General features: G+C 42.6%; 14 protein-coding genes. 7 read left to right on the forward strand and 7 right to left on the reverse strand.

All coding sequences use genetic code 11. The features are described from left to right. Nucleotides 1-69: 69 nt before the first annotated feature. Together QS795_RS06395 and QS795_RS06400 are read right to left on the reverse strand one after the other, a co-directional pair. Entirely contained in the window at nucleotides 70-1,257 is a 1,188-nt protein-coding gene (locus QS795_RS06395; RefSeq protein WP_318627082.1) for a YadA-like family protein, read from the reverse strand. A gap of 288 nt (nucleotides 1,258-1,545) precedes the next feature. After that, nucleotides 1,546-2,028: a DUF4822 domain-containing protein gene (locus QS795_RS06400; protein WP_108479070.1), complete on the reverse strand. Its 483-nt coding sequence runs from the start codon at nucleotides 2,026-2,028 to the stop codon at nucleotides 1,546-1,548. A gap of 564 nt (nucleotides 2,029-2,592) precedes the next feature. Between QS795_RS06400 and def the strand changes: the two genes are divergently transcribed. Continuing rightward, the gene (gene def, locus QS795_RS06405) at nucleotides 2,593-3,099 is read left to right on the forward strand and encodes a peptide deformylase (RefSeq protein ID WP_154604147.1); all 507 of its coding nucleotides are present in this window, start codon (nucleotides 2,593-2,595) and stop codon (nucleotides 3,097-3,099) included. Nucleotides 3,100-3,245: 146 nt separating this feature from the next. Here the strand turns inward: def and fliT are convergent, their stop codons facing one another. The 3 genes from fliT to fliD are packed head-to-tail and all read right to left on the reverse strand — an operon-like array spanning nucleotide 3,246 to nucleotide 5,461. Then, on the reverse strand, nucleotides 3,246-3,635 hold the full coding sequence (fliT, locus tag QS795_RS06410; RefSeq protein WP_036951364.1) for a flagellar protein FliT: 390 nt from the start codon (nucleotides 3,633-3,635) through the stop codon (nucleotides 3,246-3,248). After that, nucleotides 3,625-4,023, reverse strand: a complete 399-nt coding sequence (gene fliS, locus QS795_RS06415; RefSeq protein ID WP_006657543.1) for a flagellar export chaperone FliS — start codon at nucleotides 4,021-4,023, stop codon at nucleotides 3,625-3,627. Before fliS ends, fliT begins: the two co-directional genes overlap by 11 nt. A gap of 4 nt (nucleotides 4,024-4,027) precedes the next feature. Then, entirely contained in the window at nucleotides 4,028-5,461 is a 1,434-nt protein-coding gene (gene fliD, locus QS795_RS06420; protein ID WP_286269344.1) for a flagellar filament capping protein FliD, read from the reverse strand. A gap of 476 nt (nucleotides 5,462-5,937) precedes the next feature. On the opposite strand from fliD, the gene QS795_RS06425 reads away from it, so the two are divergent. Further along, a complete protein-coding gene (locus tag QS795_RS06425) occupies nucleotides 5,938-7,083 on the forward strand; it encodes a FliC/FljB family flagellin (protein ID WP_286269345.1) in 1,146 nt (381 codons plus the stop codon). A gap of 386 nt (nucleotides 7,084-7,469) precedes the next feature. Further along, complete coding sequence (locus QS795_RS06430) at nucleotides 7,470-8,186, forward strand: RNA polymerase sigma factor FliA (RefSeq protein WP_036951358.1); 717 nt, start codon at nucleotides 7,470-7,472, stop codon at nucleotides 8,184-8,186. A gap of 221 nt (nucleotides 8,187-8,407) precedes the next feature. Here QS795_RS06430 and QS795_RS06435 read toward each other — a convergent pair whose 3' ends face one another. Next, complete coding sequence (locus QS795_RS06435) at nucleotides 8,408-8,848, reverse strand: GNAT family N-acetyltransferase (protein WP_036951356.1); 441 nt, start codon at nucleotides 8,846-8,848, stop codon at nucleotides 8,408-8,410. A 304-nt stretch (nucleotides 8,849-9,152) separates the two neighbouring features. Here QS795_RS06435 and QS795_RS06440 point away from each other — a divergent pair, with 304 nt between their 5' ends. Continuing rightward, on the forward strand, nucleotides 9,153-9,515 hold the full coding sequence (locus QS795_RS06440; protein WP_225575016.1) for a hypothetical protein: 363 nt from the start codon (nucleotides 9,153-9,155) through the stop codon (nucleotides 9,513-9,515). A 74-nt stretch (nucleotides 9,516-9,589) separates the two neighbouring features. Here QS795_RS06440 and QS795_RS06445 read toward each other — a convergent pair whose 3' ends face one another. Then, nucleotides 9,590-11,632 (reverse strand): choline transporter, encoded by a 2,043-nt coding sequence (locus tag QS795_RS06445; RefSeq protein ID WP_154628486.1) that lies wholly within the window; start codon nucleotides 11,630-11,632, stop codon nucleotides 9,590-9,592. A 209-nt stretch (nucleotides 11,633-11,841) separates the two neighbouring features. Here QS795_RS06445 and betI point away from each other — a divergent pair, with 209 nt between their 5' ends. From betI to betA, 3 genes are read left to right on the forward strand one after another with little or no spacing between them, the layout of a single operon-like run. Continuing rightward, nucleotides 11,842-12,444, forward strand: a complete 603-nt coding sequence (gene betI / locus QS795_RS06450; RefSeq protein ID WP_286269546.1) for a transcriptional regulator BetI — start codon at nucleotides 11,842-11,844, stop codon at nucleotides 12,442-12,444. 21 nt (nucleotides 12,445-12,465) lie between these two features. Beyond that, nucleotides 12,466-13,944 carry a betaine-aldehyde dehydrogenase gene (betB, locus tag QS795_RS06455; RefSeq protein ID WP_286269352.1) on the forward strand — a complete coding sequence of 493 codons (1,479 nt, stop codon included), beginning with the start codon at nucleotides 12,466-12,468 and terminating at the stop codon, nucleotides 13,942-13,944. A gap of 33 nt (nucleotides 13,945-13,977) precedes the next feature. Further along, the gene (betA, locus tag QS795_RS06460; RefSeq protein ID WP_286269353.1) at nucleotides 13,978-15,645 is read left to right on the forward strand and encodes a choline dehydrogenase; all 1,668 of its coding nucleotides are present in this window, start codon (nucleotides 13,978-13,980) and stop codon (nucleotides 15,643-15,645) included. Nucleotides 15,646-15,723 lie beyond the last annotated feature (78 nt).

Genomic DNA, 15,723 nt, shown 5'->3' on the forward strand with positions numbered 1-15,723 from the left:
TATACATTAATGGCATTAGAGAGGAAAGCGTAATAGATTACTGGCTTTTAGTATTGGCAGTTACCAATATCACCAACCGTAAGCAATACCTGCACCAATAACTGCGCTATCAGAATTATTCCAAGAAATAGAGCTACGAACGTTTAAATTTTGTTTGATTTGATATTGAGCTCCTGCGGCAACGGCTTTACCATTCTTAAAGTTACCTGCGCCTAAACCCATACTAAAACGGTTGCCGGTAATATAGGGAATATTGCTCATTGCAGCAACAGAGGCAATACCTGCATTGGCATCACGAGCAGTTTGGTTGATTTTACTTTCCATTCTTTCAAATCTAGAATCAATTTGCTTAAAGTGTTGAGTATGTAATTTGTCTTGTTTATCGAGTTTATCAAAACGATCAATATTCAGCATTTGCTGATTACGTAAAATTAAATCAGCATGAGCTTTGCTATTTACTTCTGCTTCTTCAATATTCTGAAGGGTTGCTGTATTGCTCTCTTGGATTTCTTTATCGAGTTTCTTTATTTCTGCATTAAGTCGTTTGGTTTCTTCAAGGTTTTTTTCACTGACGTCATTAATTAGAGAGTTAATAACCACTTCACTATTAAATAATTCTTTGTCAGTATATTTTTTGTTTTTTATTTCATTGTTTTTAATATTCCCCTCAAGTACAGAGACGGAATTTTCTAATTCCTTAATAGAATCAAATGTTTTCATTTGATTTTCAAGGTTTATTTTTTCATTGATGCTACTAGTATTATTTAAATCAGAAATTGATATGTTTAACATATTAATTTCATCAGTGTTATTTCTAACTCTTTCATCGAGAGAATTTGAGTTGCTTTGTAAGAATATGGGTGGATTATTATCCGGCGATATTGGTGGATAGTATAATTGGCCAATTGGCGAGCCAGCGTGAGAGTAGGGAGGAGATGGAGGGGGAGAGCCGGGTAATGTTGAGGTAGGTGAACGACTTGGTGTTTGTGGTGCTGACTGTTGGATCATTGGCGATAAGCTTTCTGCAGCAAAGGTGCTGATGTCAATGATAGGGGCCATTTCCTCAACGATATTAGCATATTTTTTTATTTTAGCTTTTTGAATATCGATGATATTTCGATTATCTTCATGCCGGTGTTCTGGATAATCATAAGGTGCATTAATCGCATCTTGATAACCAGTTAAAGCAAGGGATTGAGAAGATAAGGACGTGAGGATCACCATACTTAAAGTACTTAATAGTAATTTATTTTTCATAACGAAATTTCCATATAACGAATAAAAATCATAAAGGAATAATTGAGGTAAATTATTCTTAAGAAAAAACGTTGAAATGATAATTTGGATATTAAAAAAAATAAAATCCGTTTTTATTTTTAATTGGTTCGGAAAAATCGTATTGGATTAAGAATAATGCAATGGAATTGATGGTGGGAATAATGTGTAATCTTTAGATGCTTTAAAGTAATTTAAAAATTAATTTTTACCAAGCTAATAATTTAGAAAAAGGGGAATATTAAATACATTCCCCAATTATGGTATAAACTATTTTTTCACTTTATGGACGATATCAAAATACTTGGTTTTATCATCCTGTGATGGGTAGATTCGGTACGTATACTCTTCCGGTGTCACGGTCACATTTTCAACTACACGAGTAAACAAGACTTCACCCTTGTCATCTTTTGCAGTTAATGAACGGGTTTTACCATCTTCGCTGAATGACCAGTCACCCTGCATTTTAGGCGCACCCTCAAGGGTTAGCATCTTAAACGTGCCATCAGGGTAATATTCTGCAAGCCCAAAGAAGTTTGCCACTTGTTTATCTGTTGCAGGCACCTCTTTTTTATCTTGATCGACAGCTTGAGTAGTTACCCAGACTTTATCAATCATAATTTCTTCATAGGCATTGGCTTTTTTCGCGCTAACGGCTTGCTTTGCAACAGGTGCCGTTGAGTTAGCTTGAGCCGTAAAAGCAGCAGTGGTGGACATTACAATCAGAGCAGCAATAATCGGTTTTAATTTCATAAGAACTCCATTTATTAAGATTAGAAATGTGAGTAACAAAATCGAACAGGTCTTCATCATTAATTAAACAGCGAACAAAGCAAAGGTAAGAATTATGATTAAGTATTAAAAACGTAAGCTTACGTTGGGTTATGTATTTAAAGAAAAGGGGGTATCAGCAAACAAAACTCGGCTTATCCCATGTAATTTTTCTGTTAAAAACAGTATTAAATAGAAAGTCGAAATAAAATTATAGCTAAGCTATCTAATCAGTGTTAATTCAGATTTATATTTTGGTCGGTTTGCCATGAAAAATTTACAAATACTATTTTTTGCGGATTGTCTGATTTCGATAAAATGTGTTGGGTTTTGTCTGTAGACAGGGGTTATACGGAGAATTTTCTGGTGATTTCAGATGTATTTTGTCTTAGATCATGTTATTTTTCTGTGAAATTTTCATCTCCAAGCCACTTTGCCATTTTTTGCATCTTTTGTGGGTAAAAAAAGGACGATACTTTAATACATAAATTTGTATGAAAGAGCATGGGCTTGAGTAAAAGTAATTGAATCAACAGGATTTTAGCTATGGCAGTAAGAGAAATTATTGAAATTCCAGATGAAAGATTGCGTATTCAGTGCAGTCCCGTTACGGATTTCGCAGCAGTACAAACATTGGTCGATGACTTAATTGAAACCATGTACAGCACTGACAACGGTATCGGGCTGGCGGCAACGCAAATCGCCGAAACCAAAGCCATTATGGTGATTGATATTTCAGAAGAACGTAATGAGCCAATGGTATTTATCAACCCTGAAATTATTGAGAGCGAAGGGGAGACAAGCTATCAAGAGGGGTGTTTGTCCGTACCGGATGTTTACGCGGATGTGCCACGCTTTTTGCGTGTGAAGGTGAAGGCGTTTGACCGTGACGGCAAGGAGTTTGTTGTCGACAGTGACGAGTTTTTAGCGATTGTCATGCAACATGAAATTGACCATTTAAACGGTAAAGTGTTCATCGACCACTTATCCACGTTAAAGCGCAATATGTTGTTGAAAAAGCTTAAAAAGCAGCAAAGATTAAAACAGCAGTAAAAATTAAAGTAACAGCATTTCCCGTCTATTTTACGGCTTCCCGAGACCCAACAAGTGTGATTCGGGGAGCTGCTATTGCGTGCTTTGTGCCAATTGGGTTGTCCTATTAAGTTAAGCGTCAGGTGAGCTGCCTGACACTTTACCGTTTACTCGAGAGGTTTAATAACCCTTGGAGCATCGGGTTGATCAAATTGGCCGTAGCTATTATTCAATACCTTTTGTTGGTCGAGCTGTTTGATTTCTTTACTTAAAAAATTCAAGTGATTTTGTAAGTGTTCTTTTGTCACTCGTTCGTTTTCAATGATCTGGTGTAGTAACTGCACAAAGTCGTCAGTAATAGGTTGTTCCTGCTCATATTCTTGAGTCAGAGCCGTTAAATTCTCAACGGCAAGGACATATTCAGTTTCTCGGGAGATTAATGACTCCCATTCCCCTGATTGTGCGAGCGAAACTAAGTTTTCACTTAATATTAAGACATTACGATATATTTCAAGTAAATAGAGAGGATTTTTATTGTCCACCTGGTTATCTTTCATCCACATTTGCACCGATTTGTTGCCATGCAGAGGCGATATCGGAGAGTAATTGGTAAACTTCTTGGACATAAGTCACGTTGTTTTCTATGTTGGCGCGGAGCAATTGCCGCGTCATGTATTCATACAAACTTGCTAAATTTTCAGCAAGTTCGCCACCAGCCTCGTAATTTAGCGATTGTTTTAATCCCGTGTCAATGATGTCGATTGCTTTTGAGATTTCTTTACCCTTTTCAGCAATGTTTCCCTGCTCCATAAAAATCTCTCCCCGTTTAAGGGCACTTAAGGCCCCTTTAAACAGGATTTGGATCAGTTGATACGGGGTAGCATTGGCGATTTCACTCTCCAAACTGACCTGCTGATAGGCTTGATTAGCTTTACGTTGATACATACGGTTAACCTAAAAGTCTGCCTAATGAACTGCTTGTGCTGTTCAGTGAACTCATCATCTTATCGAGGTTTTGGAACTGACGACGATAGATATCCATGGTGTTTTCAATTTGTTTATTGGTTTGTTCGATACGTTTATCGATGCTTTTCTTTTTCTTCTGTACGCCATCAGTGGCGGTATGTAGCGTGCCTTCTTTGCTATCTAAGGTCTCTTTTAAGAAGTTAAAGTTTTCGGTCGCAAATCCAGTTTTTTCACCGTCACCGGCAAAGAATACCTTTACGCTTGATGGGTTATCTTTTAGGGCGCTATCGAGTTTTTTATTGTCTATCTCTAACGTACCGTCCAATTTTTGTTTAATCCCCATTTTATTCAGCAGGTTTAATTCGCCGCTATCTTGTGGGGTACGAACTTGGTTACGTAAGGTGCTTTGAATACCACGTAAAGTAGAGTCACCAATTAATGGACCATTGGTTTTATCCGGTGCTGTACCTTTTTCGGTCGGGGTATATTTAGTGAGTTCTTTAGCTAAGGTTTGGAATTCATTATAGGCATCCACCCAGACTTTGATTTTCGCTTTAGCTGGCTCAATATCTTCAGAGATAATTAAATGGTCTGATTTACCATCTTCACTCTCTTTTTTTAAAGATAGGGTTAAACCAGGGAACAGATCTTTGGCTTCGTTAGTTTGCGACTCAAGGTCAAAACCGTCGATAGTTAATTGCGCATTCTGTGGTGGAACTTTTTGTTCCATGCCACTGCTAGCTTCATCAACAATCGTGACTTTACCATCGACCAAGGTTGACTCAACATTCAGCACTTTCGCCAATTTATCATCGCCGTCAACACTGATGCTCATACGGCTATCAGTACCCGCTTTTTTCGAGGTAACAACGAGGTGGTATTGGTTATCTTTATCTTTAATAACGGAAGCAGAAACGCCTTTATCCGCTTTGTTGATGGCATCGGCAATTTCAACTAATGAGGTGCTCTCATTATCGAGTTTGATAACAATCTTATCTTTTGCTTCTTTTTGCGAAGGTTGGGTAATGGTGATGGTACGTTCTTTAGCATCACTACCCAGTAATTCTTTATTATCGCTATGCCCTTTGGTGGCAATAGTTTGCGCTTTCGCCAGTTGGGTGACTTTAATATCATGTACACCAGCAACCGCTTTACCATCGGTTTTCACATCAAAAGATTTATATTCACCACTCACTTTGGTGGTGCTGATATCTTCGTATTTTTTGAGATCTTCCGCCGCTTTTTTCAGTTTTTCTAATGCAGATTGCATTTTACCAAATGCACTGATTTGCGCATCATAGCTGGCTTTCTGTTGTGTCAGTGGGTCTAATCGGCGTCTTTCCATTGCCTCTAATTGATCCATTTGCACATTTAAGTCTAAGTTAGCCCCAATACCAAGTGTGGATATGCCTGCCATAAATCTCTCCTGAATATAAACCCTGAAAATAAATTCGTATTTAGTCCTTTATCGGCGAATTGGGGAAAAATATTAGACTATTCTGAGAAATAATAATGGAAGGAGTTAAACCGTAAAAAGCAGGTAATTAGGCTTATTGAATAAAAATGATAAGGTCATTAAGCATAATCGAAGGGTTTAATAAAAAATTTAGTATGAAAAAAGCTGATTCCAGCGCGCTTTTGCCAATAGGCATGAAAAATTTTTATAAAAATGGCTAAAGGGGTTTTGGGTGCCGCCGATAATGTATTTGCTGACAAAATTTCTTAACAGAATACTCGTCATACTTCACGCTGTATCGGTGTTGGCTGTACTCAGTCACCCTAGTCACATACTTCAGTATGCTCCTAGGGATACCTTCGCTGGCCGCCTAGATACAGCCCGAATTATTTAGAGTATTAACACTGTAATATATTGAATAATAAAGGACATACATTATGGCACAGGTCATTAACACCAACATTCTGTCTCTGACGACTCAGAACAACTTAAACCGTTCACAAGGCGTACTGGGTACTGCGATTGAGCGTTTATCTTCTGGTTCACGTATCAACAGCGCAAAAGATGACGCTGCAGGTCAAGCAATCGCTAACCGTTTCACTGCAAACGTTAAGGGTTTAACTCAAGCAGCACGTAACGCAAACGACGGTATCTCTATCGCGCAAACCGCTGAAGGCGCAGTTAACGAAATCAACGATAACTTACAACGCGTTCGTGAGCTGACTGTTCAAGCACAAAACGGCACTAACTCTAAGAGCGATATCGAGTCTATCAATAAAGAAGTTCAAGCTCGTATGGAAGAGATTAACCGTATCTCTGATCAAACTCAGTTTAACGGTGTAAAAGTATTAACTGAAGACACTAAAATGAGTGTTCAAGTGGGTACTAACGATAAAGAAACTATCTCTATCGGCCTGAAAAAGGTAAATAGCGAAACGTTAGGATTGAAAGATTTCGATGCAAGCGCAAATTATGGTAAAGAAGTATCTTTGGCTGATATCGACAAAATGGGTGCTAAAGATGGCAACCCAATTACAGCTGGAGATGCAAAAACTAAACTTAAAGCAATGACGTTTAAAGTTGGAACTGGTGATGTAAAATTTGATAGTGATATGAAAGTTCATCAAAAACTAGACAAAGATGGCAAATGGGATGGTAAAAGTGTTTATATCTCAGGTAAAGATGATAAAGGCAACTCGTACACTATCGAAAATGAATTAGCATTTACTAAAGGTACAGGTGCTACTGACCCATCTACTTTAGCTGTGGCTAATGGTAAAGTTGTATTGACAGAAGAGAAGTTAGCAAAACTTAACCCATTAGATACTTTAGACAAAGCATTAGCGCAAGTTGATAGCTTCCGTTCAGACTTAGGTGCTATCCAAAACCGTCTGCAATCTACTATCAACAACCTGAACAACTCTGTTAACAACCTGAGCGCAGCACGTAGCCGTATCCAAGATGCTGACTTCGCTACAGAAGTTTCTAACATGAGCCGTGGTCAGATTCTGCAACAAGCAGGTACTGCTGTGTTAGCGCAAGCTAACCAGGTTCCGCAAGGTGTTCTGAGCCTGTTACGTTAATTCGTGATTGGTTAATGATATTGAAGGCCAGCAATGCTGGCCTTTTTCATGCCCGTCATTCTTCGCGCCGCAACGTCGTTGACTTCAGTCGCTCACCCGAATCACGTACTCATGTACGCTCATCGGGATAATCTCCTTTGTCGCCTAGCTGCAACACGAATTATTTAGGGCGCGCTTTGGCATTGTTAAGGTCAAAAACAAGGTCAAAGGCAAGGGCAAGGTCAAAAGAAAAAGCAAAAAATAGACTCAAAAAATATTGGGCTCCATCAAATTTATTTAGGATAAAAAGAATAACGGCTGATTTAGTGCCTTACTATGCGGATTGAAATTACGCGTAACACAGATAATGGCTACCTTTAGTTAAAACTTGAAGGGTGATTCAGGTTGTGAGTGATTTATATACTGCCGAAGGTGTCATTAATAAAAATAGCCTATGGGAGCGTTATTACCCTCTAATACGCCATGAAGCCCTGAAACTGCAAGTCCGACTTCCTGCCAGCGTTGATATCGATGACCTAATCCAAGCGGGTGGCATCGGACTACTTCACGCATTAGAACGTTTCGATGCCTCATTAGGTGCCTCTTTTGCCACTTATGCCGTACAGCGGATCCGCGGCTCCATGCTCGATGAACTGCGCAGCCGTGACTGGGTTCCCCGTAGTGTGCGTCGCCAAGCGCGAGAAATGACCAAAGCCATTGGTGAACTTGAGCAAAGCCTTGGGCGCAGTGCGACAGAGCCAGAAATTGCTAAAGCACTGGATATCGATTTGGCGGAATATCGCCAAGTGCTGCTAGATACTAACAATAGCCAACTGTTCTCCTACGATGAATGGCACGAAGTGCACGGGGAAAGCTGCGAACCTTCGATGGATGAAGACGATGGCGGCAACCCACTGAGTTTACTGATGGAATCCAGCCTAAAAGACCAAATCGTGGCGGCGATAGAACAATTGCCAGAGCGTGAAAAAATGGTACTGACGCTGTATTACCAAGAAGAGCTGAATTTGAAGGAGATTGGTGCGGTGTTGGAGGTGGGGGAGTCACGAGTAAGCCAGCTTCACAGTCAGGCCATCAAACGGTTGCGCTCTAAGCTGAGGACTTAAATGCTCGTCATACTTCACGCTGTGACTGTGTTGGCTTCATAAGCTAACCCTAGTCACATACTTGTGTATGCTCCCAGGGCTTAGCGTATTCGCCGCCTTATCACAACGCGAATTATTTAGAGCTATGTTTGGGGAAGGTCAAGGGAAAAAATCAAAACTAAGGTCAAAGGAAAAACCAAAAACAAAGCAAAAACAAGGGCGAAATTAAGGAAAAATAAAAACTAGCTTTTCATTTTGTCTAGAAAGCTTTTGGCGGAGATATGCCAGGTGTTGGGGCAGGGATTGAAGCCAAGTTTGGGGTAGGTGTTTTGGGAGTCGGGGGTGGAGCGAAAAATTAAATGACACTCGGGGGGAAGCTCCTCGGCGGTTAGGCGCAGCAAATGCTTACCGACACCTTGGTGAAGATACTGAGTATCTACCGCAATTTCAGAGATATAGCAGCAAAAACTAAAATCCGTGATCGCGCGAGCGAAACCCACCACCTGCTCATCCACCCAAGCACTGATCAACAAATCTGCATTATTTAACATCGAATCCAGCAACGCGACATCGTCAGTGGGCACAAACGTATCCAGTGGGGATTGCTTCAATAAATTCAAAAAATCATCCACCGAAATCGAATGGTTCACTTTATAGGTGATGTGGCTATTCACTGGCTCCATGTCATTCCCTCATAAATAAAAACGCTAATATAGTTTTAGCTCGAAATCATGAAAATTGCCTGTTTTTCTTTGTATTTTTGCGTGATGACATTGCGCTATTTGATGGAGAGTAATGAAAGCAATAGATAAAAATGCAGAAATAATCACTATGGATGTTAGTAAGTATTCAATCAATTGATTTTATATCTAATTATTTATAACTGATTAATAAACAATAAATTTTAAAAATCAAAAATATATTTTCCACACCGATAGGTTGTAAGTGCATATAATGCCAAATTATGCATTTACAGTAGGTATCCATATGTTCAAAAAGGTTATTGTTGTCTTTTTTCTTGTTTTCTGTGCTCCTTTTGGCTTTGCCACCGACTTGTCATTTAAAGAAAAATCACCCGTTGATCGCCTATATCATGAAAACTACCAAGGAATGGACTCACTGCGGGAAGAGCAGAAGTTCAAATTTGACCCGAAATTAAAAATTGCTCAGCAAGATCGTAGCTATCAATCGCTACTCGAACAGCGAGATGAAGATGAAAAATCCTTGCTCAATCACATCCGCCCTTGTGATATCAACCCAACAGCAGCAGGCTGCCCAGGACATTTATCATGGATGAATAACCCGCGCGAGCTTCAATCCATGCTAGAGCAAAAATATCAGAATGAATAATTAGCATTCCTCGTGTTGCAAACAAAAGGCGCTTATTGGGCGCCTTTTGCATTGTTTAAATAATCAGCTCCCTATCAATTTCCTTCGGGAAAGGTCAATGTCGCTCCCGGTGCTTCACGGCTCAAATGAATAAAATTCAAATGCTTCTCATACTGGTCAAGAATATCGCTGATCACTTGCTCTTTGGTGTAGTCCATTAAATCGTTGGCTTGGGTGCCTTCCCACAAGTAAGTTTCAAGGCGGTAGTAATGGGATTTCCCTGAACGAGCGCGGTAGGTAAAGCTTGGTACTGTATAGCGACGCGGCCAGATTTGGTAGATAAAGCTTTGCTCTTCTTCTAAATCGACCACTAACTCTAAATGATTAAGCCGCTCTTCTTCGGCAAGAGGATGGATCGCAAATTCCACCTTAGCACCACGCAATTCCAGCTCTTTCGCCACATCTTGCATCGCAGGAATACAGACTAAATCTAACATCCGTTGGGTGTAGGTGGTGCCCGGGAAATTCATCACGCGTCCCAGACGCTGTTTCCATTTAATTGGCTCATTACCATACAGCGGCGCAGGGGCGTTGGTATTAATGGCACTGACGCGGCGATAATCTTCAAACCGCAATGACTTATACAGCCCTGCCATAATAAAGAAGATCACAAAACTAAACGGCAGCCCCATAATCACGGTGGTGTTTTGCAGGGCGGGCACTCCATCGGTCATTAACATCCCGAGAGTGAGTAAACCAATGGCTACTGACCAAAAAATTCGCAGCCAATTAGGGGAATCGTGATTAATATCGCTCAGTTTTGAGGTGAAATTTCCCAGCACTAGCGAGCCTGAATCCGCAGACGTCACGTAAAACAGCAACCCTGTAATGGTGGCAACGGAGGCGGTTAATCCAAACCCCGGATATAACTCGAGTAGGGAATAAAACCCTTTCTCGGGAGCCTCTAATACCGTTTCGGCCAACGCTTTATTGCCATGAATAATTTCATACAGGGCGCTGTTACCAAAGATAGACAGCCAAAGTAGCGTGAAGACAAACGGGATGATCAGGGTGCCAATCACAAACTGGCGAATGGTGCGACCACGGGAAATTCGTGCCAAAAACAGCCCAACAAAAGGCGACCATGCTACCCACCATGCCCAGAAAAACAGCGTCCAGCTATTCATCCAGTCAGTCGGTCTATCAAACGCAAAACTGTTCAGGGTCATACCCATAAAACGGTTCACATAATCCCCGACGTTGAGCACCAGCGCATTGAGCAGAAATTCAGTATCCCCCACAAAGAGGATAAACAGGATCAGTCCCAAGGCCAGCAGCACGTTGAGTTCCGAGAGAATACGGATCCCTTTATTGACTCCCGATGTGGCGGAAATCACCGCCATGATCACCGAAAGGAAAATCAGCCCGCCTTGCACTGTGAGCCCTTGGGGAAGGTCAAACAGTACTTTTAGCCCGTAGTTGAGCTGCACCACGCCAATACCGAGGGTAGTAGCGATACCGAAAATCGTCCCGAGCACGGCGGCAATATCGACGGTATGACCAATCGGTCCGTTAATTCGATTACCAAAAATCGGATATAGGGCAGAACGGATGGTTAATGGCAAATTATAGCGATAACTAAAGTAACCGAGCGCAATGCCCATCAAGGCGTACATTGACCAGCCCGTGAGTCCATAGTGAAACAGTGTCCACACCATCGACTGACGAGCCGCTTCAAGGGTTTCGCCTTCACCCGTTGGCGGTAACATATATTGAGTGACCGGTTCAGCCACCGAGAAAAACATCAAATCAATGCCGATCCCCGCGGCAAACAACATCGCCGACCAGCTGAGCAAACTAAATTCCGGTTTGGATTGTTCTGGTCCCAGTTTGATATTCCCAAAGCGCGAGGTCGCGATAAAAATCACAAAAACGATATATAACGTGGCGGCGAGTAAGTAATACCAGCCGAAGGTTTTTGACACCCAGCCCAGTGTTGCAACAATCCATTGATTTGCGGTGTCAGTCATCAGAATGGTGAAAAAAGAAAACGCCAGTATTAAGGCGGCGGAGGTAAAAAAAACAACGTGATTAAGTTGGTCTTTCTGCCCATTTTTTGGACTTTTTGAATTTGTCATTGGCAGTTCCACAGTTTTATCTGGATGAAAATTTAAAATGAAATTATTTACTAACGCATTGAATTATTAGTAAATATTTAAAATTTCACGGGTATCTCCTCGAGTTGTTTGTAAATGAATTGTTGTAAACAATAGTTAATATTGATTGAACATTCAATTAAAAAATCGTTTAATGAATGGGTTCAATGTTCTTATTAGGTCTTCATGCCATGCCGAAAATAGGCGTTCAATCGATACGTAAACAGCAGTTAATTCAGGCCACTTTAGCGGTCATCAACGAAGTGGGAATGCAAGAAGCCAGCTTTGTGCTGATCGCCCGTAAAGCGGGGGTATCTACTGGGATTATTAGCCATTATTTCCGTGATAAAAGCGGTTTATTGGAAGCCACCATGCGCCATATCCAGTATCAATTAGGGTTTGGTATTGCGATGCGACTCAGATTATTGAGTGGTGAAAATCCTAAAGCGCGAATTCAGGCGATTGTGGAAGGGAACTTTGACTCCACCCAAATCAGTGAAGCCGCGATGAAAACGTGGCTGGCATTTTGGGCGAGCAGTATGCATCAACCAAATCTGAACCGCTTACAGCGGGTGAATGACCGTCGCTTATATTCAAACTTGAGCTATGAGTTTGGACGAGTGCTAAGTCAACCTGCCGCACGCCGTGCTGCTAAAGGTTTGGCTGCCTTGATTGATGGATTATGGCTACGTAGTGCGCTGAGCAATGAGTCTTTTCCTGTGACGGAAGCGCTCAGCATCACTAACGAATATATCGATATGCAATTGGCACGAGCAGGAGACCATTCAACCTAACTATTTTTCAAAGGAGACGTTATGCAACATCCACCGATTCATAAGCTTTACATTCATGGCGGATATGTCGACAGTTCACAACCTGAATGCGGGCAGTTTGAAGCAATCAACCCAGCCAATGGCGACGTGATTGCACATTTGCAATCAGCTAGCATCGACGATATTCACTGGGCGGTGGAAAGTGCAAAACAGGGGCAAAAAATTTGGGCGGCAATGACCGCGATGGAACGTTCACGTATTTTACGCCGTGCCGTGGATATTTTACGTGAACGTAATGATGAACTCGCCTATTTAGAAACCCTCGATACGGGGAAGCCACTTTCTGAAACGCGCTTTGTGGATATTGTGACGGGCGCGGATGTTCTTGAATACTATGCGGGCTTGATCCCCGCTCTAGAAGGGCAGCAAATTCCGCTACGTGAAACCTCGTTTGTCTATACTCGCCGTGAACCCTTGGGGGTTGTTGCGGGGATTGGCGCATGGAACTATCCCATTCAAATTGCGTTATGGAAATCCGCACCAGCACTGGCGGCGGGTAACGCTATGGTATTTAAACCCAGCGAAGTCACCTCATTAACCGCATTAAAGCTGGCGGAAATCTACACGGAGGCGGGTTTACCTGCGGGGGTGTTTAACGTGGTCACGGGAATGGGCGGTGAAGTGGGTCAATGGCTAACGGAACACCCTGATATCGCCAAAATCTCATTTACCGGTGGCGTCCCGACAGGGAAAAAAGTGATGTCCAATGCCTCTAGTTCAAGCCTTAAAGAAGTGACCATGGAGCTGGGCGGAAAATCGCCGCTGATTATTTTTGATGATGCCGATTTAGACAAAGCTGCAGATATCGCCATGATGGCGAATTTTTACAGCTCTGGGCAGGTGTGCACCAATGGGACGAGGGTATTTATCCCAGAAAACCTGAAGTCCGCCTTTGAAGCCAAAATCGTGGAACGCGTTGCACGCATTCGTATTGGTTCACCAACCGATGAAAATACCAATTTTGGGCCTTTGGTCAGCTTCAAGCATCTGGACAATGTGCTGCGCTATATCGAGATTGGCAAGGCGCAAGGGGCAACCGTGTTATGTGGCGGTGAGCGTCTGATGACTGAATCGCTGGCAACCGGTGCTTATGTGGCTCCGACGGTGTTTACTGATTGCACAGATGAAATGCAAATCACCCAAGAAGAGATTTTTGGCCCTGTGATGAGCATTTTAAGCTATCGCACAGAAGATGAGGTGATTGAGCGAGCAAATCACTCGATTTATGGTTTAGCCGCTGGGATTGTCACGCAAGATCTCGCTCGTGCTCATCGCGTTATTCACCAATTGGAAGCGGGAATTTGCTGGATCAACACATGGGGAGAATCCCCTGCGCAAATGCCAGTGGGGGGTTATAAGCATTCCGGTGTCGGTCGTGAAAATGGCCTAATGACACTGCAAAATTACACTCAAATCAAATCCATTCAAGTTGAACTCGGAGAGTTTTCATCCATTTTTTAATCACTTAATTTGACTGAAACAGAGGAGATAACAATGGTCTATGACTACATTATTATCGGTGCTGGTTCAGCCGGTAACGTTCTTGCTACCCGCCTGACAGAAGATACTGATGTTACTGTGCTGCTCCTTGAAGCAGGAGGACCGGATCACCGGTTCGACTTTCGCACACAAATGCCAGCGGCATTAGCTTACCCACTTCAGGGGCGCCGTTATAACTGGGCGTATGAAACAGAGCCTGAGCCTCATATGAACAACCGCCGCATGGAATGTGGGCGCGGTAAAGGGCTTGGCGGCTCTTCATTGATTAACGGCATGTGTTATATCCGTGGAAATGCCATGGATTTTGATGGCTGGGCGCAAGCGCCAGGGCTAGAAGATTGGGCATATGCCAACTGTTTACCGTATTTCCGTAAAGCAGAAACCCGCGATATTGGTGGAAATGATTACCACGGCGACCAAGGTCCCGTGAGTGTGACGACGCCAAAACCCAAAAATAATGTACTATTCCACGCGATGGTTGAAGCGGGTGTTCAAGCGGGTTATCCGAGAACGGATGATTTAAACGGTTACCAGCAAGAGGGGTTTGGTCCGATGGATCGCACCGTGACGCCAAAAGGGCGTCGTGCGAGTACCGCCAGAGGGTATCTAGACCAAGCTCGCAACCGTAAAAACTTGACGATAGTTACCCATGCCACTACGGATACCATTGAGTTTGAAGGGAAAAAAGCGGTTTCTGTGAAGTATTATTTAGGAAAGCATCAGCAAGTGCAGGTGGCGAAGGCGCGCAAAGAAGTCTTATTATGCGCTGGGGCTATCGCCTCCCCGCAAATATTGCAGCGCTCCGGTGTCGGCCCTAAAGCGGTATTAGCGCAGTTTGAGATCCCTCCCGTTCATTATCTGGAAGGTGTGGGTGAAAATTTGCAAGACCATTTGGAAATGTACTTGCAATATGAATGTAAGCAACCCGTTTCCCTGTATCCCGCATTGAAATGGTTTAATCAGCCGATGATTGGTGCGCAGTGGTTATTTAAAGGTACCGGTATTGGTGCCAGTAATCAGTTTGAAGCGGGTGGGTTTATTCGAAGCAGTGAAAAATTTGCATGGCCAAATATTCAATTTCACTTTTTGCCAGTGGCGATTAACTACAATGGCAGCAATGCGGTGAATCAGCACGGTTTTCAGGCTCATGTGGGATCCATGCGTTCGCCAAGTCGCGGTCGAGTGCAGATAAAATCTCGTGACCCGCATCAACACCCTAGCATCTTGTTCAATTACATGTCTTGTGAGCAGGATTGGGAAGAATTTCGTGCAGCGATCCGCATCACAAGGGAAATTATGGCTCAGCCAGCGTTAGACCCGTATCGAGGCGAAGAGATCAGCCCCGGTAAGCACATTGTGACCGATGAACAACTTGATCAGTTTGTACGAGAACGCGCAGAAACGGCGTTTCATCCTTGTGGAACGTGTAAAATGGGCTCGGATGAAATGGCAGTCGTCGATGGAGAGGGGCGAGTTCATGGGATTGATAACCTGCGAGTGATTGATGCATCCATTATGCCGCTGATTATTACAGGCAATTTAAATGCCACAACCATTATGATTGCGGAAAAAATAGCGGACAAAATTCGCGGTCGAGAACCATTAGCACCCAGCCAGGCTCCCTATTTTAAAGCGGGTAGTCAGGCAGCTAGAGCAGGCTAAAACGTGGTTTATGGGTGACGTATTTTATGGGTGAGGGGACGTCCTCACCCTTTGTGTTATTTATCCACAATTAAGTTA

The organism is Providencia zhijiangensis (genome assembly GCF_030315915.2).
In the GTDB taxonomy this organism is placed as follows: domain Bacteria; phylum Pseudomonadota; class Gammaproteobacteria; order Enterobacterales; family Enterobacteriaceae; genus Providencia; species Providencia zhijiangensis.